Origin of the sequence: Myroides sp., assembly GCF_032073645.1 — a bacterium.
In the GTDB taxonomy this organism is placed as follows: Bacteria; Bacteroidota; Bacteroidia; order Flavobacteriales; family Flavobacteriaceae; genus Flavobacterium; species Flavobacterium odoratimimum.
Map to the genome: position 1 here is coordinate 1 of NZ_DAMANB010000013.1, position 25,173 is coordinate 25,173.

Genomic DNA, 25,173 nt, shown 5'->3' on the forward strand with positions numbered 1-25,173 from the left:
AAAGTTATGTAATTAATTTACTAATTTCACTCCAGCTTATTTAGGGGCTAATATAGATAAGAAGTTTTTTCTTTTTAGATTAACTAGACTTTTTGCCTAGTCCCCAAATTTTGTCACTGATCCCAAAGTTATCAGGTAACCTATTTATAAAAGGTGCACTTTCGGTGCACAAGGGCATAAAAAAAGCCCGATAACGAGTGTTATCGGGCTTTTCAGCGGAGAAAGAGGGATTTACACCCTACTCCGTATGTCCTATAAATAGTGACTTTCAGGCTTTTGTAACTTTTTGTGCCATGAAATAGCCGAGCTTTTAAATCGATGATTTTTAGTGTATTAATTTAATACTAAATATACTAAAAAAATCTATACAACTATACTTAATTCATTAATATATAAAAAACTCATTTTAAAACAATTTAATTAAAAAGCCTACGAGTCTCTCTAATTATTCCATACATCACGTAATATAAGTGTTTGATCTTTGTAATAATGTAAACATAGTTTTATTACAAAGGCAACTCATTTAATTTCTTTTTCTGGGTGCGCCACGAAGGATAATATTGATCCATTAACAACACAAATCGTTTATTATGATGACGTTCTATCAGGTGAATTAGTTCATGAACAACAATATAATCAATACAATCTAAAGGCTTTTTAGCCAATTCGATATTAAACCATATTCGTTGCTGATCTGTAGCACAACTCCCCCATTTGGTTTTCATAGTTCGAATTTTGAAGCTAGGTGATTTGATATTCATCAAAGCCGAAAAATAAACAATCCTAGCCTCTAAATACTTTCGTAATTCTTTACGGTAAAAAGCATACAGAGTAGCTTGGAGTTGTTTAACATTGTTCAAATCTGAAGATTTTAAAACAATCTTTTTACCAGCGATTTCAACTTTATTTCTCGTACTCTCTTCTAACTTCAATAAATAACGATCTCCAAAGAAAAAGTGACTCTCTTGATTTTTAAATACTCTCGGCTCTTCTCGCAGTTGTTCTAAAAATTTACGCTGCTCTTTTTTAATCCATCCTAATTTAGTAGCAGCGTAAATCTTCACTTTTTCTAAATCATAAAACAATGGAGAAGATATTGTTACTTGTCCATAAGGTGGATGCACACTCAGATGCAAGTTCTTAATATCTTTGAACGTCACCTCTATCTCTACTTCCCCTATCTCTATACGTTCTGTCATTTTTAATATTCGTCTTTATGTGCTTCGATAATTTTGTAAACTTCTTCTACCTTATCGATATCTTTAACTACATCAAAAATAGCTTTCTTCACCATGCGTTGGCGAGCTAAGTTCTCTCTAAATCCTTCCTGTTTAACATATTGGACTGCTTCTTCACAAGCCAAAGCCATTTCTTCATTACCTAAAGTATGATACAAGGCTACTTTACCTTTTGTGTTTAATGAAACTGGGATATCATCCTTTTTACCTCGATTAACTTGTCGGATTAGCTCTGCCATCTTTACCAAGTATTCTTGATAAGAAACCGTTTCTTGTTTTCTGCGTTCTATTAATTCTTGTAATAAAACGGACATTTGGTCGAAATATTTTGGATCTAATAAATGCTCTTCTACAATCTTGCTTCGTACATTATTTTCAATGGTTTCTGCAACGGCTTCCTTATTCCCCTTAATTCCTTTTGGCAATGAATCAATAGCCTTCTCCATATCAGTCTCCATCAAATCTAATAGGGAAATATCATCAAAGGGAGACACCTTTTCAGACTCTTCTGCTTTGATATAGGTGTCAATTAAAAAACGCATATCAGCTTCATAAGCTTTCAAATCAATAGTTTCACCTGAAGCTTTACGGATGATCTCACGCAAATTCAAATAATCTTCCATCTTTTGATGAAAACGCTTCACTTCAGCTTCTGTAAAATTAGTATTGACAAAATCAGCTTTTAGATTCGCATAAGCTCTTATATATTCTACAATAGCTTTGTATAAGGCCATGCGTTTATATTCATTCGATTTTAAATCTTCCGGATTTTCCGTATTCCCACAGAAATAACGAATAAAATCAATATCTGCTTTTGGAAATTCTACTGATTCACAAATGAACTCTACCGTTTCCAACGCTGTTAACAAACGATCTACAGCAATCTTTAATCGATCCTTTAGATTAATCTCAACCTCTTCTTTTGTGAATCCTTCACTATCCAATTCGGACGTATAAACATTAATGGCATCGGTTACATTGCCAAATAACTCCATATAATCGACGATGTAACCATAGTCTTTATCATCGGTATCCAAACGATTCACACGACAAATGGCTTGAAATAAGGTATGATCCTGCATCTTTTTGTCGATATAGATATACGAACAAGGTGGCGCATCAAAACCGGTCAATAATTTAGAAACTACGATAAGTAATTTCATTTTGGCTGGTTCCTTTCTGAAACGTTCTTTACTTTCAGATTCGTAAGTTTCTGTCTTCGATTTATTACCACTGGACTGAACTTCTTTTAATAGCTCTGTATATGTATTAAAAATATATTCTTTATCCGTTTCTGTATCAGCACCCGTATCTTCAGTTGATACATCACGCATATTGGGATTATATGAGGTAATAATCGCACATTTATTCTTTAATTCACTTTGCAGGAACAAATTGTAATACTTGCAAGCTTCATATATACTCGATGCCACCAAAATAGCATTTCCCATTTGCGAACGCAGACGTGTTTTGGTTTGAAAATCAAAAATAATATCAGCTACAATCTTTTCCATGCGACTTTTAGAGCTCAAGACATTTTGCATGGTTCCCCATTTTTTCTTCAGTTCATTTCGTTGGAAATCATTCAGACCAGCCGTTTTTGATTCAAACCATTGATCGATTTTAGCTTGTGAAGTCAGGTTTTGTTCAATATTTCTCCCTTCATACATCAAATCTTTTACCACTCCATCTTCTACTGCCTCGTTGAATTTATAGGTATGAATGTATCTTCCAAAAACATCCATAGTAGTTTTCTTATCTTCTTTCAACAAAGGTGTACCTGTAAAACCGATGAAAACCGCATTTTGTAATACTGCCTTCATTACTTGGTTTAACTTACCACTTTGCGTACGGTGACATTCGTCGATAAATACAAAAATTTCACCTTGCGTTTTTACAGGATTATCTTGCAATTCTTTAATGAAAGCATCAAAATCAGTTTCTGTTTTATTGCCGAATTTATGAATCAACGAACATACTAATCGAGGACGTGGCGAGGTTAGGAAATCCATCAGTTCTTTTCCTGATTTGGTCTTAGCAATATCAGTTTCACCTACATCATTGAATACTCGTTCTATCTGGTCATCTAATTCGGTTCTATCTGTTAAAATAACAATACGTGAATTGGCAACATTTTCCAAAATCCACTTGCCCAACATCACCATCATCAAGGATTTACCCGAACCTTGGGTATGCCAAATGATTCCGCCTTCTCTGCGCTTGATAAATGGCTGGGCTTCTTGCAAGGCGAAATATTGATGTGGACGAGGTAGTTTTTTCACACCTGCATCAAACACAACACCATTATAGATAATATCCAATAAACGTTGTTTGTCGCAAAGTTTTTTGAGGTATTTGTCTAATTTATAATCTTCGTTTTCTTGTTCATCTTCTTTCCAAGACAAATAATATTTATCTGGTGTCTCAATAGTTCCATATCGTAAACCTTGTGTATTATTTCCTGCAAAAAGGAATTGAACTGTACTATAAAACCACTCATTAAACAATTCTTTTTGGTTGGAAATAGATTGCCGAATACTTTCCGAAATATCAATTGTTCCGCGTTTTAATTCTAAAACTCCCAACGCAATTCCATTGACATATAACACGATATCTGGGCGGCGTACATTTTGCCCTTTGGCCAAAGTAACTTCTTCCGCTATACCAAATTCATTGTTTTGCCAATTCTGCCAATCAATCGGAAAAATGGTTTCAAAGTTCTCTCCCAATTCAGGGCGAGCTTTCACACCATAACGCAATAGCGAATACACTTCTTTATTGCGCTGATACAATCCACCTGCATTGGTATTTGCCAAATCGTACACTTCCTTTACTGCTTTATTCGCTAAGGTTTCTGAATAACCACGCTTGAGTAGATTTCTCTTTAAGATCTCTTGCTCTACATTGCTATTATGCTCTCGTTTTTCCCAATTGCCATAATAGCAATAATTCAACTGTTCTTGAAACAATTGAATGATACGATTTTGAGTGATGCGTTCTATTGGGTTGATCATAGTGTTGACAATTTACTCGTTAATATAGATAAATATTCTATTATTTTCTCTTTATCTACTTTTTTAAAATAATGCTTATATTCATCATCGTAAATAAAATCACCCAGTGATTTAATCACTATTTCATCAGCAGATCTATCATTAATTGTGGCTGCCTTATGGAAAAAGCAACATTCATATCCTGCCCCATCTTTTGCAAATCTGATGTCTAGGTCATAGACCTTTTCTCCTAATTTAAAAGAAGATAATTTAATTCCAGGAGATCCACCTGTATTTTTATCCCACAAATATTCCTTAGTTTCAAACGGATTTATATCAAATTTAAGATTTTCTAATTCTTGAAATAGCCACATAGTTCTCAATTCTAAATGATATCCTGTTATAGCTGTGGAATGTAAAAGTCGAACATCATTTGCCGAAAACCATCTAATCTCATTGTATTTACACTCTTTTATAGCTCCTCCGTTTTCCACAAAGTAGTATTCCCAATCTTCTTTAGTAAATTTATGGTTTTTAATTATTGTATTTAATTTATTTACAAGATCAAGATCTGAAAGATCTAATAAGTTATCCAACAAACTCCTTAATAGGTTTCTTCTTTTTTCATCATCAAATATTTGTCTCCAATTGTCATTACGACTCCTTAAAGAATCATAAGATATACGGCAAAATGAATGATTTGTTCTTTCAACAAGGTAGTCCCCTTTTGTTAGTAATGCTTGCTGCAAATAAATTTCATTATTTCTTGTTGAAAACAGCTCTGAAAGTAAATCAGAGTATTTTGTAAATAGATCTTTATCACTAGTGGCTAAGTCAAACGCAAATTGAATTTGTCCCATAAAATATTCATGATCTTCAAGCTTGTGAATTTTATTAAAATCCCATACTGTAGGATCCAACGTACATTTATATCTCTCTTCGGTAATTTGACTTTTATCGAAAAATGATAAACTAAATTTTTCTGACTTCAAAGCTTCTTCTAAATCTAGTATGTCTGAAGACAGTAATGTACCTATGCTTTTAAGTGCATCGAATACATTATCTGGACTTTGTATGTAGGTATTGTAAATAATATTCCTCATACTACGTATCCAAAAATCAATATTTATTTTATTAGACTTTAGAAGTTCTAAAATAAAGTAATAATAAACTTGGTCCCAATAGTTTGGAGTGAAAGCATTATTTTTGAGATAAAGTGATAAAATATTCTTTCCCTTCGAAATAAACGGTTCCTTGACAATCGAATTTATTTTATATTTAATATCTTCCTCAACTTCAATTAAGGTTGACATTGTACTATCAATATATCTTAAACAATCAATAGAAAATAGCTCAAAAATTTCCAATATACCACTGTCATTCTTTAATTCAATTATAAATTGACTTAGGGGAATATATTTTACAGATTGTTTGTTGTAAGTATCACTATTCCTAATCTTTTGTAATAATTCCTTTAAATGATTAGGTAAAGCCGTATTCTTAGAAGTAGATAAATGAAAATTTATTGCCAATGTCTTTAAATAATTAAAATAGAAATCATCTAGTGATCTAAAATCAGCATCTATTTTTTTCCAAAAGAAATTCAACCAATCTGTATCAATCTTTTTCCAAAATCTTTCCAAAAAGGCCTTATCATCAATTGAAAGTTGTTTTTTATTCATACAATCTTGAAGCCATGCTTTAAAATGCTCAAAATCGGTCAATTGTTTACCTCTTTCGTTCATTTTTATATATAATTCATCAGACTGTCTTAAATCATCTAGGTCTAAAAAATCAAACTTAAATGGTAAATCCTTAAGATTAATTGACATAAAATCGAATTCTTTATGAGTAGAAAACTCTTTATGTATAGTTTGAAGCATTACCAAAGCTCCACTTACAGTGGCATCATATTTCCATTTATCTAAATACCACGTATATTTTGTTATTTGTTTGTCCAGTTCTTCGCTTAACTCTTTATGAATAACTTCGATATTACCTTTAGCAGTTAACTCCTCGAAAAATGCTAAAGCTAGTTTTCTATTATTATATTTAAAATTTAATAACTCTTTAGAGACCTCTCCTTTTCTCATGGAAATATACCAATACAACAAAAACAAAGTGGTTAAACGCTGTTGCCCATCAAGTGGTATAAAAATTAAACTACTCGTTTCATCAATTTCATTAATATTAATCTTTGTCTCTACATCTATATTAAATTGATGCGCATATTGTGTTACAGTGTGCAATAAGGTTTTTACTGAATCCTGATGAAGCTTTGCTTCTCTTTGGCGCTCTTTCCCTTCAATCTTACCATAAACAAAACCAAGATGTAAATCTTCCTTTTGAACAATATTATTTACTAATGATTTTACAAATCGTTCTCTAATATAATTTACATTATCAGAAAGACGTCCTTGTGCATAATCCCTTTGGATAATAGGTACCTCAATAATATGGTTAGCTAATAATTGATGAAATGTATATTTTATAATCATAACTTTAATTTAAAAAAGTAGTTATTTTATTCAAGATATCACTCATATATGCATCTCTATCTCTTGTATTCCAATAGTTCAGTGTTAACTCATTTGATGGCGTCAGTGCCTTTTGGAAAACTTGTTTTGTGGCAACTGGTACATAAGCCTCTGGATCCAAACACGAATCCACTTCAAGAATCATATTTCTCTTTTTTCTAAATACTTTTTTTCCTACTTGAATATTCGTTTTATCATCCAACAAACAAAGATTAGATAAATGATCTTTATCTATAATATCTCCCAGAAGCGTTTCAATGTCCTTAACCTTTAAATTAGCACTTTCTAAATCATCTACTTTTATCTGCTTAAATTTAGCTTCTAATTCTTCATTCTGTTTTAATTGTGCATTTTCAGCAAATAGTTCTTCTATCTCTTTCATCCATTCTTGCAAATCTTCCTTCTTTTCAAAACCCATTGAGTTTTTTGCATAGATATGTTCTATATTCCAGGCTCGTGTCAAATTAAACAAATCAAATGGAAACAAATACTTTTTATCTTGTAATTGTGCTACCGCAATATTGTATAGCAATAAAATTGGAAAAACTCCTGTTTTACCATACTTAATCTCATTAATATCGTATTTACTCTTAAACTTTTGTTTTTTATCTTCAAAAAACTCATCTTTTAAAATCTGTTTTAAATAGTTTTTTAATTGATTTTTCTTACTTGAAGATCTATATTCTTCTAAAACTGTATGTATAGTTTTGGTAGTTAAATGCACCACAGCACCCATTAAATGATATGTTTCTCTATCATGGTACCATTCATCTAATAAATTATATAATGTTGCTAAGCTTCTCCACTCTGGTTTTTCTTCACGTTCAAAAGCTTTTTCATACTGTCGAAAAGTGTAATACAAATCTTCTTCCTTGGCACCCTTTCCTTTCTCAATTTCTAATAAGATGGTAATTTTATTTGCTAATTCTTTATTTGATCGATTATTTTGAATAAAATTCCAAAAATCAGGTCTTTGTAAATGTTGTTCGATTGCATTCCATTCATCAGCAAATTGATTTAACTCATAAGACTTTCGCGTAAAATCACTTATCTTGTTCATATCCAACACAAATAAACCTTTCACTAATTCTGCTTGATCCAATTGAATTTTACCATCATTGAAATTAATAAAAGTAAAAGCAACATCTTTATCATCTACTTCTTCAGTATACCAAATCACCTTAGTATACTCTAAAAGATTATGTTTAATAAAGTCTTCATTGCCATTCTTAATAAACCATAATTGAATTAAGCAGTATGCTTTAAAGAAATAAAAATTGTCTACCGTATCTTCGATGTTATTTTCATAGCAAAAGGATTCTTTCCAAACAGTCCATATATGATTTTCAATATCTTTTGACTCAGATTGTAAAACTGCTGAGAAATCTAAAGTATGCAAACGTGTTAAAAAATCATTAGATCCATCTTCTATTGAATTCCTTGTTTCATAATGAATATGGAAATAATTTTCCTTTAGTAAATGCTTTATAATCAAGAAAATAGTAGTAGTTCTTTGCTGTCCATCAATTAATTCGAAATTATTCTCGCCCTTATATAGCATTACCAGCGGTTGCAAACAGTAAAAACCGTCTCTGGTAATATCAAAAGATAAAATATCTTTTAGTAGGGCATATATTTCTCTTTTACCCCAACGATATCCCCTTTGATACTTGTTAATTAAAAAGTTTTTACCTTTAAAATTCTTAATAGCGACCATAGAATCATGCTTAGCATCCATAAGTTTTATTATTTACAATATTTAATTAAAAACTTCACGACTGGTTAAACCGTAAGGTTTATTATTATATTTACACCAACCGCACTCGCCCCGTCAACAACTCTTGCATCATGCCTTGATTAATGTAGATATAATTAGTTCAACTTATCCTTAAAATAGTTTACTTGAAAAACCCAAGTTTGTCTTTCAAATAATATGATTTGAAACCTTCTTCTTTTGTTTCTTCTTCCCACAATTCTTTAACAACAGGAAATGTATTATAATAATACATCATACCTTAATGCCATGCATTAGAAATCCTGCCCTTTTTATACTAATAATATTGTTTGGAACATAGATTAAAATAATCTATTAATTCATTGTAGAGCGATTTACTACCTATATTAGTATCTATAGTTTTTTTTAAGTTCACTAATATTTGTAGTTAACGTTAATAATGCTAAACTATCATTAAGTTCATCATATCTTTTATTAAACTCTGCAAAGACTTACCTCATATCTTGTTTAATTTAGTTGATTTGGGTTATTTGAGATTATTGAATACTAAATTTAAACCCTGATTTATCTTGATAATTAGCATCAACAAAAAAGCGAACTACTTGCCCATCATTCTTTTCTCCGAAATTGCTAAGTTCTAAACTATTTCCTTCAAAAATTGAAATTTTATAGGTTTGAGCTTTCTGATCGTAAAAAACAAAGGCGAAATCTTGAGCAAATTTGCTCTTATTAATATCAAAATTCCATAATCCATTTGAATCAGAAATATTAGAAACAGAAATTTGTTGCTTCGCTAGATTTAATTCTTTACTTATTTTATCTTTTATATCAGATATACTAAACTTTTTAATCGCCTTTTCTAAAGATTTGAACTCTAAAGAGGAAATGTTTTCTAAATCAGCTTCTGTATACGTATTTTGCCCTTCTTCATTTACTAATTCATCAATTACAACTGGAAGTTCACTTTCTATTTTATGTTTTTTATCATACGCCAAATGATGCTCCTTACACATCGGTAAAATAACATCTTCAATTGGTTGATGTTGAGCTATAAATTTAGATTTAAACTCTTCCAAATCTACCTCATATAAATCATGGTCTATTTTATAATCTGATAGAATAGTTGCAATAATAGTAGGTCTGTCTTTTCCTTTAATATGGGCTGCTTCTAATGGTTTTCTTTTATTACAACCTTTTTCACGACAGGTTGTGTGTGCCTTTAATTTTCTGGCCATATTAGCTACAATATTTCGAGCTAATGGTCCAACATAATCATTAAACTCTCTTAGAGTTCCTTTAAACACTGCCATAATTAATCGTTTTTATTCGTTTAGTTAACCCCACAGCTGGTTAAACTATGAGTCTTATATTTTACTCTTACACCAACCGCACTCTCCCTGTCAACAACTCTTGCATCATCCCTTGTTTAATTTGACGGGCTTTGGCTAATTGATTGTCTAAGGCTTCTAACTCGGTATCCATATCCGATAAGATTGTAGCAATGCGGGTTTGCTCAAGAAGGGGTGGGAATGGAATTATAAACGCTTCTAATTCATTACTATTTATACCTGGCTGACCACTTCTCATAGAATTAGAGATAATAAAATTATCATAATTCTTACTTTTGGTTAGATAGAATAAAAATCTTGAATAAAGTACTTTTGAATCAACTCTTAATCTGATCAAGAAGCCTGCAAAGACATATTGACCGTCTAAAAATGAGTGAAAATAAGATTTCCCTACACTTGCACCTGTCCTAGCTACGCATATATCTCCATCCTGCAATACATACATTTCTGATAACAGGCTGTCTACAGATACTTTATTTCCGTTCATAAATGTTCCATCTCTACCAATATCTGTAATTCTTATATATGTTGGAAGGCTGCTACTAAATTCGACAGCAGGTGCATTTATACCATAATCGGGTCTATGGGATAAAACCTCCCCCAACTTTTTCACTTCCCAATCTTCCTTGGGAGTAAGTAATTCTTGCATAGCACCTTGTTTAATTAAGCGTTTTTTGGCGATAAGTTGTTCCAAACTTTCTATCCACGCATCGGCATCAGACAAAGCTGTTGCTATTGCTTGTTGCTCAGCAAGCGGAGGAAGTGGTATTAAAATTGACTTTACATCATCTTTATATAAAGCGCCCAATGTTGAACCAGCATTTTTTCTTTTTAATTGCTTTTGTCCCGTTTCACTAATAAAATATTGGTATAAATATTTAGAAGAAGATATATCATTTAGTTTTAAAAGATATAAGTTAGGTGCCAACGTTGCTCTCTTTGTTTTCATTTCAAAAAGATAAACATTTCCAATATCTCCTCTTTTAAGAAATAATAATTCTCCACCAAACAAAGATGTTTTCTTTAAAAAAGAATATGAAGCTTTATCAACATACTTCACATTAGATAAATCAGTATTATTTTCTAAATCTGTTGATCTAACATACCAAGCATATTCAGGATAATTATATGATTTAACATTTTCAGCAACAGAAGAAAAACTTCCATTAGCATCATAGTCAGTTAGAAGAGTTATTAAATCTCGTATTGTGAACATCTCCCAATCCTCAGGAATCACGCCAATTTCTGTTTGTTTATAACCTTGTTTTACCATGTCCATCCCATTTTTTCCAGGTGAGACTTTACTTTCGAGGCAGCGTCATTTGCAGCAGTTTCTAAGCTTGATAAAGTAGTTTCATAGCGTTCTGCTAGTTCTTTGATACGCTGGGTAAGGTTTTGACTAATGCGTTCTTGCTCTTGTTGTAGCGCATTTTCTAAATGGGCTTGCCATTTATGTACCAAAACCAAGTCTTTGATTTCGGATTCGCTCAATGCTGGATATTTGGCTAGTACCGCTTTTTCTAAATCCGCGTTTAATTTTTTAATCTTGGCATTGGCACCTTTAATGGTAATATCTTGAAGTAAATATTCTTCTAAAATTTCAAAATTATTTTGTACCCCATAAGATGCCGCAGATTCAGCCACCATACCATACGTTTCTTCTACAGGAACTTTTACTTTCTTAACAGGTTTTAATTGTTTCAATAGTTTACCAATTTCCGTGGCATTCACCTTTTCTAAATCAGTAAATAAGCCTTCTTCACTGCTTTGTTCTTCTTCTATTTCGGTCATTCGAGCTTGCGCTGTTTCTACTATCGCTTCTTGTTCCTGAATAGCCAATTGCATAGCTGTAAAATATACCGAAATCAACAAATTAGGCGTGATCATACGTCCTTCAATTCCTGCTAATCCTGTTATTTCTTTATCGCCTTTACTTTTGCCATCTTTGCCTTTTTTACCTTTTATGACCAAGCGTTGGTATTCATTTCCAGCCTTCCAGCCATCTATTGCCAACGAATACACATCATCTTGCATAGTATCACTCCAATAGCTCATCAAATGCTGGTAAATATCGTAGGTATCCAACAATGCATTATCCGCAAACGCAGCCAATAAACTTTGGCTCGCCTCATCAATCACCTGTTTGGGTTGTACTCCTTGCTCCAAACTTTGCCATTGGCGCATTTGCGTGGCTAACCAAGTGTTAAACGTGTTTTTTACTTGGCTATCAAAAGCTTTAAATTCAGGATGATTCAGAATCGTAGTTTTCAATTCACTAGCAGGTACTTTAAGCTCCAAAAAATCTGTTCTAAGTTGCTGAAACAAATCGTTTTTCAAGGTTGGAAATACTTGCCAATAGCTGCTCAATGCAAGTACATCAGCTTCTGGAATTCCCCCTTTTAGATGGGGCTTCTATATTTTGTATATCTTCTGCTTCTTGCGTATCAATATAACGTGGAATATTTAGGTTGTAATCATTTTTGGCATCAGCAATCTCAGTAATAGATACCATACGGCTATATTTCGGAATTTCTAATTCAGCAGTAAATACATCCGTTATCTTGCGAATATCTTGCTCGCGCAAACGGTTTTTATTTCCATCTTTCACAAAGCCTTTGCTGGCATCTACCATAAATATACCTTTGCGATGTGCAGCATGTTCTTTATCCAACACAACAATACAAGCTGGAATACCCGTACCGTAAAATAAGTTGGCAGGCAATCCAATGATTCCTTTGATATAGCCCTTCTTTAGAATGTTTTTACGAATTTCTCCTTCGGCATTTCCGCGAAACAAAACACCATGTGGCAATACCACAGCCGCTTTACCCGTTGTTTTTAGGGAAGTAATAATATGTAGTAGAAAGGCGTAATCACCATTTTTCTCCGGCGGTACACCCAAAATAAATCGATTGTATTCATCGCTGTCAATACTCACGCCATTGCTCCAACTTTTTAGTGAAAACGGAGGATTGGCAACCACATAATCAAAACGTTTCAAATTGCCATCTGTTTCTTTATAGGCTGGACGCGACAACGTATTATCTGCTACAATTATCGCTGTTGGACTATTGTGCAAAATCATATTCATACGTGCCAAGTTGGCGGTTGTTGTTTCTTTTTCTTGTCCGTATAACGAGATATCTTTACCCGATTCGTTAGCTACTTTCAAAAGCAACGATCCCGACCCACAGGTTGGATCGTAAGCTGACGTTTGGTTAGTTGCATTATTGGGATTGATACCAATTACCTTTGCCAACACACGCGATACCTCGGCCGGTGTGTAAAATTGTCCTTTCGATTTACCCGATTCTGTTGCAAAATGGCGCATCAGATATTCGTAGGCGTCCCCCAAAATATCATCACCCTCGGCCGTATTACCCGAAAAATCTAAACTTGAATCGTTGAAAATACGAACTAAGTTAGAAACGGTGTCTACTAAGTCTTTTCCTTTTCCTAGCTTGCTCTCATCATTAAAATCAGGAAACTCGTTTAGTTTGTTAGCTTCTTTTATAGGATTCAAAATCTCTTTGTTGATTTTGTCGCCAATCTCTGTTTTACCAATCAAAGCTACCATATCATCAAACGAAGCACCTGCTGGAACAGTTATAGCACCAAAGGGATCGTTTTTGTATTTATCTGAAATGTACTTCACAAACAACATCGTCAATACATAATCTTTGTATTGCGATGCATCCATTCCACCACGTAATTCGTCACAAGATGCCCAAAGTGAGCTATATAATTCGGATTTTTTAATTGCCATTGTAATTATTCAATTTGGCGTAAATATAGCCAATGTAAAAAGACTGTGAAAGGCTATATTTAGTTAATCATCATTCTGAATTAATACTTGATGTAAAGCATTTAGTACAGTTAATGGTTAGTTAATTCTAAATATACCCCTCATTAAAAAAAGGCAGCTAATTGAAAATCAATTAACTGCCTTTTAACTCTAATGTTTAATACTTAAATTCTTTATTTGCTTTGATTTTAAAATATCCGAACTCTTTGCTTTCAAAAGCTGATTCCTCACCCCACTCTTCTCCTTAATCTCAATCAAAAGTACCTGTTTATCAGACAAAGTAAATTGATCTAACATAAAAACATTATCTTGTTTACTATGACTACTAATCGTTTGAAAATCACTATAAATCCTAATCGGTTTTAAACTTACTTCTTGAATTGTAGTTCGCTTTGAGGTTCTTCTATCTTTGATTTTAAAACTAATATACTCAACTTCATAGGGTAGATTGCTTTTGTTAGTAATTGAGATGTGAAAGTAAAGTTTACCATCTTGAGTATAAATACTCTTTAACCTTGCTTCTACCCCGTATGTTTTGCTTTTAATGTTTAGCTCCTTTTTATTCTTTTTGATAATTGCTTTCATCAAAAGATAAGCTAAACTTGGAGCTGTCTTACCTAAATCTTTGAATAGAACTTCACTTTGCTGTTTACTATTCTGTTTTTCAAACTTGGTTAAATCATAACTAAGTAACATGGGCTCTTCATTGTAGCTAGCATTGAAACTATAGTATTTACCATCGTTTGTAATAACTGTAAAGTTTGTTGAAGAGATAGCTTCTTTTACAGTTTTTAATCGAAGTACATTAGAGGTAGCTTCTACTTTATTGGCTATAATTTCGTTGCTTCCTAAGTCTACATATTCAATACTACTTGGAAAAAGTATGTGAGTTGTTTTGTTTTGGGTAAGCTCTATCTTATATGGTGTTACCTCAGCATTAGATAGATTGATAGATTTATTATTCTCTTGAGCGTTTACTGTATTTACAGTTAGCAAACACAGTAGCATATATTTAATAATTGTTTTCATAATGATTTTTTTTTACTTGATTATTATTCTTTTGGAACAAGAAATAGCTCTTGCCCTTGTTTTAGCGTTACTCTCTGAGCTTTTACCTTCTTTGAAAAGTATCCTGATACGCCTTGAATGAGTCCTTTGGTTAGATCTCCTGCTATTTGGTCAGAAGCTGATTTACTCATCGATATACTCGTGCCAGCTGTTTGTCCCATATTGGCGATGATTTCTTTTGAAGCGCTTATCTCTTGAAGGTCTAGTACCTCAAGTCCTTTTTGCCCATAGTTATCATAACCAATAAGCTCTGTATCAATGATGATATCGTCGATTTTAATAGAGTTTACACTTAGCTCTAATCGTCCACTGTTTACTTTGACTTTAGCAATCAGCGTACTTGTTTCAGATAATAGAGCTCCGTTTATAACAATGCTCTCTAAGAGTCTTAGTTTGATGTAACCTTCGTTTATAATAACCTGATCTTCTTTGATACTGACTCTTATACTGTTTTTATGAGTTTGTGTTTTACGTTCTCCTTCAGCAGTATAAAAGGTTTGATTTGATTGAATATTGATAGGTAAGAAATCCTGTAAACTCATCGGTTTTACAAGTGAAGAGACAATATCTTTACTGGTTTTATCAACCACTGTTATAGCCTGTTTTTTACTTGAAATTGTTTTCACATTCGTAGTTTCATTTGAAGATGGTAATTCAGTTTGATTTTGACCACCTGGCAAATACTTAGCTGCCATCTGAAAAGACTTTTCCATAAGCTCTAATTGACCATCCATTGTAATAGGCGTTGGAGTATCTTTTTCTTCTAATTGTTTCTCTAACTCTTCTATTTGCTTTTTAAGCTTATCAGTTTCAGGATTTTCTGTATTATCATAAAAACTACTCAGCACCTCTTGGTTTTGCTTATAGTTCTGATAAGATCTCTCATAAGGCGTGTAAGTAGGCTCCTCGTTGTAATCTTGGTGATTATAAGTGCTATTAGACTCTTCTTGAGACTCATTCCAATAATCCGCTAAGGACTGCATCTGGTTTTCATTTTCTTGTTGTTTCTGCTCCCATAGCTCTTTTTCATAAGCTTTGACCTTATCTGTGGGCATCCCCTGTGTTATTGCTTCGGGAACTGAGTCATTATGTGTGATAAGCTCCTTATCTTCTGGTTTAAACAAAAGATACATAGCCCCTAAAAACACAATGCCCATTAAAGCAAAGACAATGTGTTTTTTGTGTTTTTCAATTATACCTTGAAATACCTTATTTTCTTTAGGCACTTTCTCTATCTGATGGGTTTTATCTGTTTGATTGTGATTCATAACTCTTGATTTTAATAGTTGATTTTGATTTTACCTTTTGCTTTTCAAGCAAATACTTAACAGGTCTGATATTGTTTTGTTTCTCTTGACTATCTGATGTTAGTTTAGAACTAAAGCTTGTCTTTACAATAAAAAAGCAAACAAGGCTATAGAATGTAAATACAGTAAGTAATAAAACTTGTTGTATTTTTACTGAGAGGTTATTCCAATAGGTCTGTAGCCTACTGGAATAGCTATATCTTAAAAGTTGTAACTTATTCATAGTCATGTTTTTTTTAGCGTTTAATAACTTCTAAGTCTTTGTTCTCAACAACGGTAAACTTTTCTATAATAAATCCTTGCGGGTTATTATCAGACCTAACCGCAGATATAAGCTGACTACTTGTTACAAGATTCCTCTTGGTGAGATTACTTGATCGTATGATATACTGGGTAGCATAGGTCATCGCTTTATAGGGATAATTATTAAAGTCTATTTTAATACTATCTACCTCAACTCGCTGTTGAATATTTCCCGAAATTACCCGACTGTAATATCCTTTTTCAAGAAGATCTTTGTAGTAATCAAAAGCACTTTTATCAGCAAGGTTAAACGCTCTTTGCATATTACCTTCTATTGCTGCCTTCTCAGGTGAGAGGGTAAAGAATAGCTCATGAAAACGCCTTACGTGTTCTCTTGCCTCTACTGGTCTGTTTATACTTGCGTCTTGAGATAGGGCAAGCATAAGTGATTTACCTTTGTCAAGCACATAAATCTTCTCTCGTTGCTCTTTAGCAAAGTCATAGCTTTTGTAGATAGTAAATCCAACTACTAAAAGACAAACCGATGCAAATACAATAGCATAAAGCCGAATCTGTTTAAAACTATTTTCTATATTTCGAAGTGATTTAAATTCCATAATACCTTTATTTTTTAATTAGTTGTCCTGAAATATTACCTACTGTTGCCCCTGCTCCTGCTGTAGCCATATTACCAGTAGTAGATACAGTCTTATTCATGTTGCGCATAAAGTTTCCTGCTCCACCTGCTTGAATTACCCAACCCGTAACTGTTGGAATAGTAAAATATCCTACAATGCCGATGATCATAAAAATAACATGCGCAGTATTAGAGGTATCAGGGACAAAACTTGGATCTGAAAGCATCTGCATATCTCTTTCGATAATTAGAGATTGAATTCTAGCTAGCATTGCACTAAATAAATCGGCTACGGGAAGCCAGAGATACACACTGATATACCGTGTGAGCCATTGCAGAAGCATAGATTCAAAACCACTCCATATTGAAATAGCAAAGGCAATTGGACCAAGTATGGACAGCACTACCAAAAAGAAAGTCCGAATCGTGTCAATAACAAGAGCTGATGCTTGAAAGAGCATTTCTAATATCTCTCTAAAACCATCCCTTAGGTTTTTTTGAAACTCATATTGCCATTTCTCTAAATACATTCCTGTCATAGCAGCTAAATCAGATGGAGACCACCCAAGCTCATCAAGCTTTTTATCAAATTCTTCATCAGAAACTAAATAAGCTGTCTCAGGATTTCTTAGCATCGCTTCTTTTTCTAAAATATCTTTTTGCTTTTGTAAAGAAGTCATATCAATCACTTGACGTTCTAAAATCTGATGTGTACCTTTAACCACAGGGCTTAAGACCGTGTTTAATGTTCCAAGAACAAGGGTTGGAAAAAACATAATACACATGCCCAAAGCAAAGGGTCTGAGCATCGGGTACACATCAATTGGCTCAGCTCTTGCTAAGGCTTGCCATACTTTTATACCAATGTAAAAAAGAGCACCAAGACCTGCTAAGCTTTTAGCCACAGATACCATCTGACTTGTAAGTGGCATCATATCATAATAGAGGTTCTGAAGTACCTCATGTAAATTACTATCTCCCATAACTACCAGTATTTTTGATTCGAGGTTCCATATAGATCAAGTACTCTTTGAGTATTATTTTTCTTCTTCGATCTTAAGATGCTGATGCCAATGTTCTTTCTGGTATAGTAACTAACAAGGTTGTGATAGTTTTTTACTTCTTTGTAAACTCTATCTATAATATCCATACGCTCTTTATCATTTAAAGAAAGACTCGAGGCGCTTACAATCTGCTTGAGTTCCTTGACTAGTTCTGTGCTTTCTTGAAGTAACACTGAATATCCATTAGCAATAGCTACAAGTTCTTGAGCAGAGAAATTAGGATCATTAAGCATCTTGCCAAAGTTCTTGACATATAGCTCTGAAACGTCTCCTACTAAGAGTACCGTTTGTTGAACCTTTCTTGCGTCCTTGACAAGATTATTTACTGCTTGGAGCTTATCATAGTACTCCTTCCCTTGTTTATAGACCTTCTCTACTTCTTTAAAATTTTTAATGACATTACTAACTGTTGAAGAAGTCTGTATAATTTCATTAGCACTGTTTAATATGCCAGATGCCAAATTAGTGGGATCGGTAACTACCCACTGAGCATTTATCTGTATTGGTAGAATAAGTAGCATAGCTACCATTACTACCTGTAATAGTTTTTTCATCGTGATATGTTTTAATTGATTGTTTATTCTATTAATTATCTACTCTGTTTTCCCTTTAAAGAAATTGGGATAAAGTATTACTGGTTATACTCTTGTTGTTTTTCTTGTACAAGGCGTTTTATAGACATCTCTACATTACCATCGAGTTCTTTGGCTAGGTTCATGACCTGCATTTTTTCAGTCTCCTCTGTGGTATAAGCTAAATACTCTGAGTAGCTCACTTCTGTAGCATACACACCAGAGTGAGTACCTCCTAAACCAATCCATACTTCTTTGTAAAGACGGTTTGGATTGTTGTTTAAGTTGATAGAGAGGATTTGAGCTTTTTCTTTGTCAGTAAGTCCAAGCATAGCTTGTATATCATCAAACTTGTTCATGTATTTGCGCTGATCAAGAAGTATCTTACAATCTGAATTATTGATGATACTCTCCTTTACAATTGGAGATTGGATAATATCATCCACCTCTTGAGTCACCACAATTGCCTCACCAAAGAACTTTCTAACGGTTTTAAAAAGGTAGCGTAAATAATCTGCCATCCCCTCTTTGGCTATAGCCTTCCAAGCTTCTTCTATTAAGATTAGTTTACGTTGTCCTTTAAGACGTCGCATCTTATTTATAAACACTTCCATGATGATAATTGTCACAATGGGAAACAGAATTTTGTGATCCTTGATGCTATCAATTTCAAAGACGATAAAGCGTTTGTTAAGTAAATCAAGCTCGCTTTCGGAGTTTAATAAATAGTCGTATTCACCTCCTTTATAGTAGGGTTCAAGCACATTTAAAAAGTTCGCCAGATCAAAGTCTTTTTCTCTAACTTGTTTGTTTTCTAACTCAGCTTTGTAATCAGTTTTGATATACTCATAGAAAGTATTGAAGCTTGGTTTTATATTGCTATTTTGAAGTTTTTGAATGTATCCACTTACTGCGTTTGAAAGCGCTACTTCCTCAGCTCGTGAGGGCGGCTGGTCATCACGCTTCCAAAGCGTTAAGATAAGAGTCTTAATACTCTCTCTTTTTTCAATATCAAATACCCCATCGTCAGTGTAAAAAGGATTAAAAGCAATTGGGTTCTCCTCCGTGTAGGTAAAGTACACTCCATCCTCCCCTTTTGTTTTTCCATTAATTAGTTCACATAAGCCTTGGTAAGAGTTCCCTGTATCAACAAGCAAGACATGCGCATTCTGCTCATAGTATTGCCGTACCATATGATTGGTAAAAAAGCTCTTACCACTTCCCGAAGGTCCCAAGATAAACTTGTTGCGATTAGTGATAATTCCCTTTTTCATCGGCAAGTCTGAGATATCTAAGTGAATTGGTTTTCCAGTTAAGCGATCCGCCATTTTAATACCAAAGGGAGATAGCGAGTTTTGATAGTTGGTCTCCCCCGATAAAAAACACAGTGCAGGCTCTATGAAGGTATAAAAGCTCTCTTCACTTGGGAAGTCTGCGCTATTCCCTGGCATACCAGCCCAGTAAAGCGTCGCAGCATCCACTGTATTGTGTCTTGGCACACACTCCATGGAAGCGATTGCACTTCCTGCGTCGTTTTTAAGCTGTTTAAGCTCGTTTTTATCATCAGACCATGCCATTACATTAAAGTGAGCTTTAATGGATGTTAGTCCTTTACTATGAGCCTCATTTAAATATTCTTCTATCCACTGCTTGTTTATTTGATTCGCTCTGCTGTATCTAGCAAGGGAATGCATATTTTTAGCCGACTTTTCAAATTGCTTTAAATTGTAATCACTATCCTCTATAAACAGATACTGATTATAGATATGGTTACAGTTAAGCAAAAGTCCAACAGGAGAAGCAAACGACAAAGCCATACTGCTTTTATCGGTTGATAGTTTTTCATAGCGAGATAAATACGACACCTCACTTGGCAGATCATCCGTACTTGAAAGAGTATGCAAAGAGATACGATTATCTCCTACTCTCACCTCATCCGAACTAATAGCAATATCCTGAAGACTTCCTCTTTTACTGTGACTTAGCGTTAGGTACTGCTCTATGAGTCCGCTTTTATCTTCTGAGCCGATAATGTCTTCTTCTGATAGTTTCATTAACTGAATAAGTCCACTATCATTGACAATCTTTTCCAGTTGAGTGGTAGCTTCTAAAAAGCTTTGAACAGTGTCTTTATCCCTAATCTCTTTTGGGATAAGCTCCCCTCTTGTTAGTGATGAAAAATTACTCTGACTTTTAATTCGTTCCTTAGTTGTCTTTGTGATAAAGAGATAACAGCTGTGATTCAGATAGGGACGTTCATTAAAATGCCTTTCAAAGCTTCTACTTAAATAGCTCTGCTGCTCGTCTTTAAAATCAGCCTCATAACTCTCTTTTACAAACCAATCTTGTTTGTGTATCACAGTAAACTCAGGAAGGGTTTTAATCGCCTTATGCCACACACTGTGAATAGTTTCATATTCTTTATCTGAGATAGTAAATATCTCTGGTAAGATCACTTTATAACAAACCGTTATATCTCCTTGCTTGGAAACCATACAGTTATTCTCAACCGATAGAATCGGAAACATCCGCTCTAAAGTATTTGTCTTAGCTGTATTTCTCATAGTTTCTTAATTTTAAGTTTGTAATTAAATACCCTTTGACCTCTTTTCTTGAGATGATATACCTAGGAAAGTATTTTCTAGCCTGAAGTTTCATAAGTCCATACTGACCGTATTTCTTATTTAGTGAAAATACTTTGTAAACAAGGTAGCCTAATGAACTAAGGCCAAGAGTTAAACACACTATGTTGTTTACCCCTGCCATATACAAAACCATAACAAGGATGAGATTACCTAAGAGTCCTCCAGCAAAATAAAACAGGTACTGTGCTTTGAGCCCTTTAAATTCCACACTGGCTCCAATGCCTTTATTGATACTATACTTTTTCATAAGCGTAGTTTTAAAGGAAAAACGAGCGAAGGATTGTAGCAGCTACAATTAAAAAAATACAAGCTCCAAACCAGCTTGCTGCTGTCTTGCTTGTATCGGGATCTCCACTAGAGAATTTATTATAAACCTTTACCCCTCCAATAAGACCAACTACTGCTCCAATAGCATAGATAAGTTTAGTGGCTGGATCAAAATACGAGGTGACCATTTGGGTAGCTTCTGTGATTCCTGCAGCTCCATTTCCTTGAGCCAATAGTGGTAAACTACTTAATACGATAAGTACTAAAAAAAGCCTTTGTTTGATTGTTTTTGTTTTCATAAGAATGACATTTAATTAGTTATAATCATGCCCTTTGCATGATACTTCGGTAAATGTCCTTTGAAAACTGTTTGAGGTAGGAGTTGTGGAAGTTTGGGGTTATGTTTGGCTTTTAGGTAGCCCTATAATTACAGGTCAATCTTTTTTTGTAGGTTTGTTTATCACTTACTTTGTTTTAATTACAAAAAGAATAATTCCGTTTTTTAGCAACAGGTATAAGGATTGATATAGTCATTGTAAGAGAACAAGCAACAAGTGGGGTATTTATTTTTAAACTAACGGTGTAATATGTTTTATCTATTAGCAACCAAAAACGGTATTGGTTTTGAATTATGGGGATCTTATGAAGATTTATCTTCTTTATATAATTCCTTTGATGGATTATGGAATAATGAAGAGTACTTAGATCAGCCAGATTTTAACTCAAGAGAATCTATTATAACAAGTATGCTATATGAAATCCGAAAGGCTTTTCAAGGCAATAGATTAGAGCGTACAGGCACTCATTTCCATTTTAATGATACACCTTATTTTGGATGTCGAATATCTTGGATACACGGACTTTTCTTTCTGCATGCTGTTCGATACAACGCACGTTATTTTAACATCAATAAACTTCAATTATCAAATCTATTGCAATTAGAATATTGGTTAGAAAAAGCGATGTATAGTTATGATCCTAATGGAGCAGTTAACTTGTCTCACTACATAACAGGTAGTATTGACGCTTCTAATGATTGCTTGTATATCTACATGAGAAGAATTAACCTTGATTATTTCTTATTAAATGGAGGTAAAAAAGCCTTTAGACAATTACCTGAACTATTAAAGAAAGCTTGTTTTGGAACATCTGAATATTTAGCATACAAAACTGAATTAGAAAAAGACGCGAAAAAATTAAATACAATTGCTTCGAATCTGGAATTGGATGATGATACATTTGATTATGATAGTGTGAAATGGTAGAGGAATAAATGTCTTTTAAGCCTACATAAGAATTTGTAATAAACAAAGACAGTGTTTAATTTTTAAAACTAAACACTGTCTTTGTTATATAAAATCATTGATATTAAAATCCTCACTACCTATTACTTCTTCTTCTTTTTTTGGTGATTTTTCCTTTAAGGATTGATCTAATAACTTTGCTATGGTTTGAGCAGAATCAGGTATCGCCTGTTGAAGTAATTCCAATAACTCTGAGCCTTCTATTTTTTTAGCTGTTTTTACTGTAGTCTCATTGATTAACTCTTGTTCAATAGACCTAACAAAACTATTAAGTTCATCTGTACTAACCCTTTGAGTAAATTCATGATCTACAGGTTGTAAACTCTCACTTAGTTCTTTTTCTTCCTCTTCTAAGTCAAGCTCCTCTTCTGTTTGACTCATTAGCGATTGCTTTAGGATGACTGGTTTACTTTCTCCTATAATGCTGATGGATACATCTTGTTTAAAAGGTGGCTCTTCTGTTTTAGATTGGTTCTCTTGTTTGTTGGTTTTATTTTTATCTAATAACAGAAGAGTGATAACAAGCACAAGACTGATTATTATAACTATTTCCATGGGTTAAAAAATAGGTTTATACTTCTGGTTAAATTTTTCTACAATCGTCTGTGAAAACTCCTCAAAGTGATTATCAAGCAGATTATCTAAGTATGCATAAATAGAAACTTTGTCCTCTCCTATGACTTGAACAATACGAGTGAGTTTTTCATGAAACTCTGGTCGGATGTAGACCGTTTTTCCATCTCTGGCTCTGGTTGATGTTTCTTTTAAAAAAGTATCAACATAATTCTCTTTGCTCTTAGTTGTTTGTACTTGAGCTGCTTTCCTAAAGTGTTTAAATTTTCTCATTATAAAATAGGTTTAAATTTGTCATTAAAATATTGGGTAATCTCTTGGCTGTAATCTTGTAGATGTTGCTTTAAAATATTGTCTAAATATGAATACAGAGTTGTTTTCTCTTCTTTAGCTAATTGCGTTATACGAAGTAGTACTTCGTGGTATTCTGGCCTTATATAAACTACCTTGCCAGCTCTTGTTGATGGGAAGTCATTAATCAAAAAGAGTTCTTGATATTTAGTAATTGCTACTTCTTTCTTTGGTTTCTTCTCTTTTTTCTGTGGTACTTGTTTTTGGGTTACTGGTTCTTCTTTTTCCTCTACAATAGGTTTAACTTGTTTTGCAGACTTAACTTCTATATCACCACTCATAATATTCATTAGGTAGTCTTCATCGAGTAATTCATTTTGAGTCCCCTTTTTTGATGTGTTTTGCTCTTTCATTACATGCTAGATTTAAAGATTAGTAATACGTAAAAACTCATCGGCAAACTCCGATAAATTCGTAGCCTTCATAAGGCTGTTATCCGCAGGTAGTAAACTTGATCGAAACACATACTTGCCTTTAGCTTCTGTTTCTTTTCTAAAGCGTTTACTGTCTTTTATTCTCGCCTTCATAATAGGAAGGTCTAATTGTTTAATCACAGTCTCATAACTATTATATAATTCAGTCTTCTCTCTTCCATCCACTTGGTTCCAAAAAAGCCACAACTGTTGTTTAATGGAGTTTTCTTTACTTTTTGGTAATTCCGCAAAAGCTTTAGTAAAACCTAAAGTGCTCTCTACAACTAATCGATCTGCGATAATTGGACTAAAGATGTAATTCATTTGATTTAAGGTGGATAATACTCCTTTAGTGTTAGCTGTCCCAGGTAAATCAAAGAATACCACATCAAAAGTTTGATCTAATTCTTTCATAGTAGCCTCAGCAACTTCTAAGGCTTCTTCAACCTTGCATTTGATAATCGAGTATGCTTTTCTTTTTAATGTTTGAAACTGCTTAATAGCAGCTTGTTTGTAATATTCATTTTGCATGATACTATCCTTGTCACGCTCTCTCATATTAACCAAACTGTTCTGAGGAAAATCACAATCCATAACAAGAACATTATAGCCTAATCGATAATGAAGCTGACTAGCTAAGAGTGTTGTTAAAGTAGATTTACCTACTCCGCCTTTTTGTGTATAAAAGCTAATTTTTAAAGGTTGTTTTACTGTTTCCATATTGTACATTTTTAATGGTTTAGGTTTTACATTATGGATAGTTGTAAGTTTTAGATCGTTTAAAACATAGCGTTTTGTTTTTACTAAGTAATACTTGATTCACTGTTTCGTTACAGTAATATTGTAAACCTTGTTTTAAATAAGCAATATTTATCAATTAACTGAGCTTATTCAAAATGATACCTCTTACTTTACAAAAACAATTTTTACTTTAAGCTTTAGCTTCTTCGTTTTTTTACAACCTTGTAAACAGGTTCTTTTAAAAAGCATAAACTGTAAAAAATGTTTTATCGTTTTCAAACTTTACTCTTTTAATTTTTTACTGAAAAATCATTTTAAAAAAGCTTTAAAG

The 25,173-nt window shown here is 33.3% G+C and carries 22 protein-coding genes; 1 reads left to right on the forward strand and 21 read right to left on the reverse strand.

From position 1 onward, the window contains the following. Positions 1 to 506 precede the first annotated feature (506 nt). The 17 genes from RT228_RS10600 to RT228_RS10675 form a co-directional block, all read right to left on the reverse strand. On the reverse strand, positions 507 to 1,199 hold the full coding sequence (locus RT228_RS10600; protein ID WP_006266630.1) for a M48 family metallopeptidase: 693 nt from the start codon (positions 1,197 to 1,199) through the stop codon (positions 507 to 509). 2 nt (positions 1,200 to 1,201) lie between these two features. Continuing rightward, positions 1,202 to 4,252: a type I restriction endonuclease subunit R gene (locus RT228_RS10605; protein WP_006266629.1), complete on the reverse strand. Its 3,051-nt coding sequence runs from the start codon at positions 4,250 to 4,252 to the stop codon at positions 1,202 to 1,204. Beyond that, entirely contained in the window at positions 4,249 to 6,729 is a 2,481-nt protein-coding gene (locus RT228_RS10610; protein ID WP_006266628.1) for a DUF262 domain-containing protein, read from the reverse strand. The genes RT228_RS10605 and RT228_RS10610 overlap by 4 nt, the downstream gene beginning before the upstream one ends. Positions 6,730 to 6,733: 4 nt before the next feature. Then, entirely contained in the window at positions 6,734 to 8,506 is a 1,773-nt protein-coding gene (locus RT228_RS10615) for a DUF262 domain-containing protein (protein ID WP_006266627.1), read from the reverse strand. A gap of 533 nt (positions 8,507 to 9,039) precedes the next feature. After that, positions 9,040 to 9,813, reverse strand: a complete 774-nt coding sequence (locus RT228_RS10620) for a hypothetical protein (protein WP_006266626.1) — start codon at positions 9,811 to 9,813, stop codon at positions 9,040 to 9,042. A 67-nt stretch (positions 9,814 to 9,880) separates the two neighbouring features. Beyond that, complete coding sequence (locus RT228_RS10625; RefSeq protein WP_167357250.1) at positions 9,881 to 11,125, reverse strand: restriction endonuclease subunit S; 1,245 nt, start codon at positions 11,123 to 11,125, stop codon at positions 9,881 to 9,883. Further along, positions 11,119 to 12,189 carry a hypothetical protein gene (locus RT228_RS10630; protein ID WP_313138657.1) on the reverse strand — a complete coding sequence of 357 codons (1,071 nt, stop codon included), beginning with the start codon at positions 12,187 to 12,189 and terminating at the stop codon, positions 11,119 to 11,121. The genes RT228_RS10625 and RT228_RS10630 overlap by 7 nt, the downstream gene beginning before the upstream one ends. 40 nt (positions 12,190 to 12,229) lie before the next feature. Continuing rightward, positions 12,230 to 13,618: a type I restriction-modification system subunit M gene (locus RT228_RS10635; RefSeq protein WP_313138658.1), complete on the reverse strand. Its 1,389-nt coding sequence runs from the start codon at positions 13,616 to 13,618 to the stop codon at positions 12,230 to 12,232. A gap of 189 nt (positions 13,619 to 13,807) precedes the next feature. Then, positions 13,808 to 14,686 carry a conjugative transposon protein TraN gene (gene traN / locus RT228_RS10640; protein WP_006266622.1) on the reverse strand — a complete coding sequence of 293 codons (879 nt, stop codon included), beginning with the start codon at positions 14,684 to 14,686 and terminating at the stop codon, positions 13,808 to 13,810. A 23-nt stretch (positions 14,687 to 14,709) separates the two neighbouring features. Then, positions 14,710 to 15,993, reverse strand: a complete 1,284-nt coding sequence (traM, locus tag RT228_RS10645) for a conjugative transposon protein TraM (protein ID WP_006266621.1) — start codon at positions 15,991 to 15,993, stop codon at positions 14,710 to 14,712. Further along, on the reverse strand, positions 15,971 to 16,255 hold the full coding sequence (locus RT228_RS17970; protein WP_006266620.1) for a hypothetical protein: 285 nt from the start codon (positions 16,253 to 16,255) through the stop codon (positions 15,971 to 15,973). Before RT228_RS17970 ends, traM begins: the two co-directional genes overlap by 23 nt. A gap of 13 nt (positions 16,256 to 16,268) precedes the next feature. Then, complete coding sequence (traK, locus tag RT228_RS10650; RefSeq protein WP_006266619.1) at positions 16,269 to 16,892, reverse strand: conjugative transposon protein TraK; 624 nt, start codon at positions 16,890 to 16,892, stop codon at positions 16,269 to 16,271. A gap of 7 nt (positions 16,893 to 16,899) precedes the next feature. Further along, positions 16,900 to 17,895 carry a conjugative transposon protein TraJ gene (gene traJ / locus RT228_RS10655; RefSeq protein WP_006266618.1) on the reverse strand — a complete coding sequence of 332 codons (996 nt, stop codon included), beginning with the start codon at positions 17,893 to 17,895 and terminating at the stop codon, positions 16,900 to 16,902. A gap of 2 nt (positions 17,896 to 17,897) precedes the next feature. After that, entirely contained in the window at positions 17,898 to 18,506 is a 609-nt protein-coding gene (locus tag RT228_RS10660) for a DUF4141 domain-containing protein (RefSeq protein WP_394333466.1), read from the reverse strand. 101 nt (positions 18,507 to 18,607) lie between these two features. Further along, positions 18,608 to 21,112 (reverse strand): TraG family conjugative transposon ATPase, encoded by a 2,505-nt coding sequence (locus RT228_RS10665; RefSeq protein WP_006266616.1) that lies wholly within the window; start codon positions 21,110 to 21,112, stop codon positions 18,608 to 18,610. Next, entirely contained in the window at positions 21,096 to 21,440 is a 345-nt protein-coding gene (locus tag RT228_RS10670) for a DUF4133 domain-containing protein (protein ID WP_006266615.1), read from the reverse strand. Before RT228_RS10670 ends, RT228_RS10665 begins: the two co-directional genes overlap by 17 nt. Before the next feature lie 10 nt (positions 21,441 to 21,450). Then, positions 21,451 to 21,759: a DUF4134 domain-containing protein gene (locus tag RT228_RS10675; RefSeq protein ID WP_006266614.1), complete on the reverse strand. Its 309-nt coding sequence runs from the start codon at positions 21,757 to 21,759 to the stop codon at positions 21,451 to 21,453. Positions 21,760 to 22,047: 288 nt separating this feature from the next. On the opposite strand from RT228_RS10675, the gene RT228_RS10680 reads away from it, so the two are divergent. Then, positions 22,048 to 22,725, forward strand: a complete 678-nt coding sequence (locus RT228_RS10680) for a DUF6904 family protein (protein WP_006266613.1) — start codon at positions 22,048 to 22,050, stop codon at positions 22,723 to 22,725. 84 nt (positions 22,726 to 22,809) lie between these two features. Here RT228_RS10680 and RT228_RS10685 read toward each other — a convergent pair whose 3' ends face one another. The 4 genes from RT228_RS10685 to RT228_RS10700 are packed head-to-tail and all read right to left on the reverse strand — an operon-like array spanning position 22,810 to position 24,821. After that, positions 22,810 to 23,319 (reverse strand): hypothetical protein, encoded by a 510-nt coding sequence (locus RT228_RS10685; protein ID WP_313138659.1) that lies wholly within the window; start codon positions 23,317 to 23,319, stop codon positions 22,810 to 22,812. Positions 23,320 to 23,322: 3 nt separating this feature from the next. Beyond that, positions 23,323 to 23,610, reverse strand: coding sequence for a DUF3408 domain-containing protein (locus tag RT228_RS10690; RefSeq protein ID WP_058699395.1), 288 nt, complete (start codon positions 23,608 to 23,610; stop codon positions 23,323 to 23,325). Then, positions 23,610 to 24,041, reverse strand: coding sequence for a DUF3408 domain-containing protein (locus RT228_RS10695; protein ID WP_006266610.1), 432 nt, complete (start codon positions 24,039 to 24,041; stop codon positions 23,610 to 23,612). Before RT228_RS10695 ends, RT228_RS10690 begins: the two co-directional genes overlap by 1 nt. A gap of 12 nt (positions 24,042 to 24,053) precedes the next feature. Further along, the gene (locus RT228_RS10700) at positions 24,054 to 24,821 is read right to left on the reverse strand and encodes a ParA family protein (protein ID WP_006266609.1); all 768 of its coding nucleotides are present in this window, start codon (positions 24,819 to 24,821) and stop codon (positions 24,054 to 24,056) included. Positions 24,822 to 25,173: the final 352 nt, after the last annotated feature.

Excerpts from the sequence above, each read along its gene's own strand:
- RT228_RS17970 (WP_006266620.1), bottom strand. The coding sequence starts at position 16,255 with ATGAATAAGTTACAACTTTTAAGATATAGCTATTCCAGTAGGCTACAG.
- traM (WP_006266621.1), bottom strand. The coding sequence starts at position 15,993 with ATGAATCACAATCAAACAGATAAAACCCATCAGATAGAGAAAGTGCCT.
- RT228_RS10620 (WP_006266626.1), bottom strand. The coding sequence starts at position 9,813 with ATGGCAGTGTTTAAAGGAACTCTAAGAGAGTTTAATGATTATGTTGGA.
- RT228_RS10680 (WP_006266613.1), top strand. The coding sequence starts at position 22,048 with ATGTTTTATCTATTAGCAACCAAAAACGGTATTGGTTTTGAATTATGG.
- RT228_RS10695 (WP_006266610.1), bottom strand. The coding sequence starts at position 24,041 with ATGAAAGAGCAAAACACATCAAAAAAGGGGACTCAAAATGAATTACTC.
- RT228_RS10615 (WP_006266627.1), bottom strand. The coding sequence starts at position 8,506 with ATGGATGCTAAGCATGATTCTATGGTCGCTATTAAGAATTTTAAAGGT.
- RT228_RS10600 (WP_006266630.1), bottom strand. The coding sequence starts at position 1,199 with ATGACAGAACGTATAGAGATAGGGGAAGTAGAGATAGAGGTGACGTTC.
- traK (WP_006266619.1), bottom strand. The coding sequence starts at position 16,892 with ATGGAATTTAAATCACTTCGAAATATAGAAAATAGTTTTAAACAGATT.
- RT228_RS10665 (WP_006266616.1), bottom strand. The coding sequence starts at position 21,112 with ATGAGAAATACAGCTAAGACAAATACTTTAGAGCGGATGTTTCCGATT.
- RT228_RS10635 (WP_313138658.1), bottom strand. The coding sequence starts at position 13,618 with ATGGCAATTAAAAAATCCGAATTATATAGCTCACTTTGGGCATCTTGT.
- RT228_RS10605 (WP_006266629.1), bottom strand. The coding sequence starts at position 4,252 with ATGATCAACCCAATAGAACGCATCACTCAAAATCGTATCATTCAATTG.
- RT228_RS10610 (WP_006266628.1), bottom strand. The coding sequence starts at position 6,729 with ATGATTATAAAATATACATTTCATCAATTATTAGCTAACCATATTATT.
- RT228_RS10625 (WP_167357250.1), bottom strand. The coding sequence starts at position 11,125 with ATGGTAAAACAAGGTTATAAACAAACAGAAATTGGCGTGATTCCTGAG.
- RT228_RS10675 (WP_006266614.1), bottom strand. The coding sequence starts at position 21,759 with ATGAAAACAAAAACAATCAAACAAAGGCTTTTTTTAGTACTTATCGTA.
- RT228_RS10690 (WP_058699395.1), bottom strand. The coding sequence starts at position 23,610 with ATGAGAAAATTTAAACACTTTAGGAAAGCAGCTCAAGTACAAACAACT.
- traN (WP_006266622.1), bottom strand. The coding sequence starts at position 14,686 with ATGAAAACAATTATTAAATATATGCTACTGTGTTTGCTAACTGTAAAT.
- RT228_RS10660 (WP_394333466.1), bottom strand. The coding sequence starts at position 18,506 with ATGGTAGCTATGCTACTTATTCTACCAATACAGATAAATGCTCAGTGG.
- traJ (WP_006266618.1), bottom strand. The coding sequence starts at position 17,895 with ATGGGAGATAGTAATTTACATGAGGTACTTCAGAACCTCTATTATGAT.
- RT228_RS10700 (WP_006266609.1), bottom strand. The coding sequence starts at position 24,821 with ATGGAAACAGTAAAACAACCTTTAAAAATTAGCTTTTATACACAAAAA.
- RT228_RS10685 (WP_313138659.1), bottom strand. The coding sequence starts at position 23,319 with ATGGAAATAGTTATAATAATCAGTCTTGTGCTTGTTATCACTCTTCTG.
- RT228_RS10670 (WP_006266615.1), bottom strand. The coding sequence starts at position 21,440 with ATGAAAAAGTATAGTATCAATAAAGGCATTGGAGCCAGTGTGGAATTT.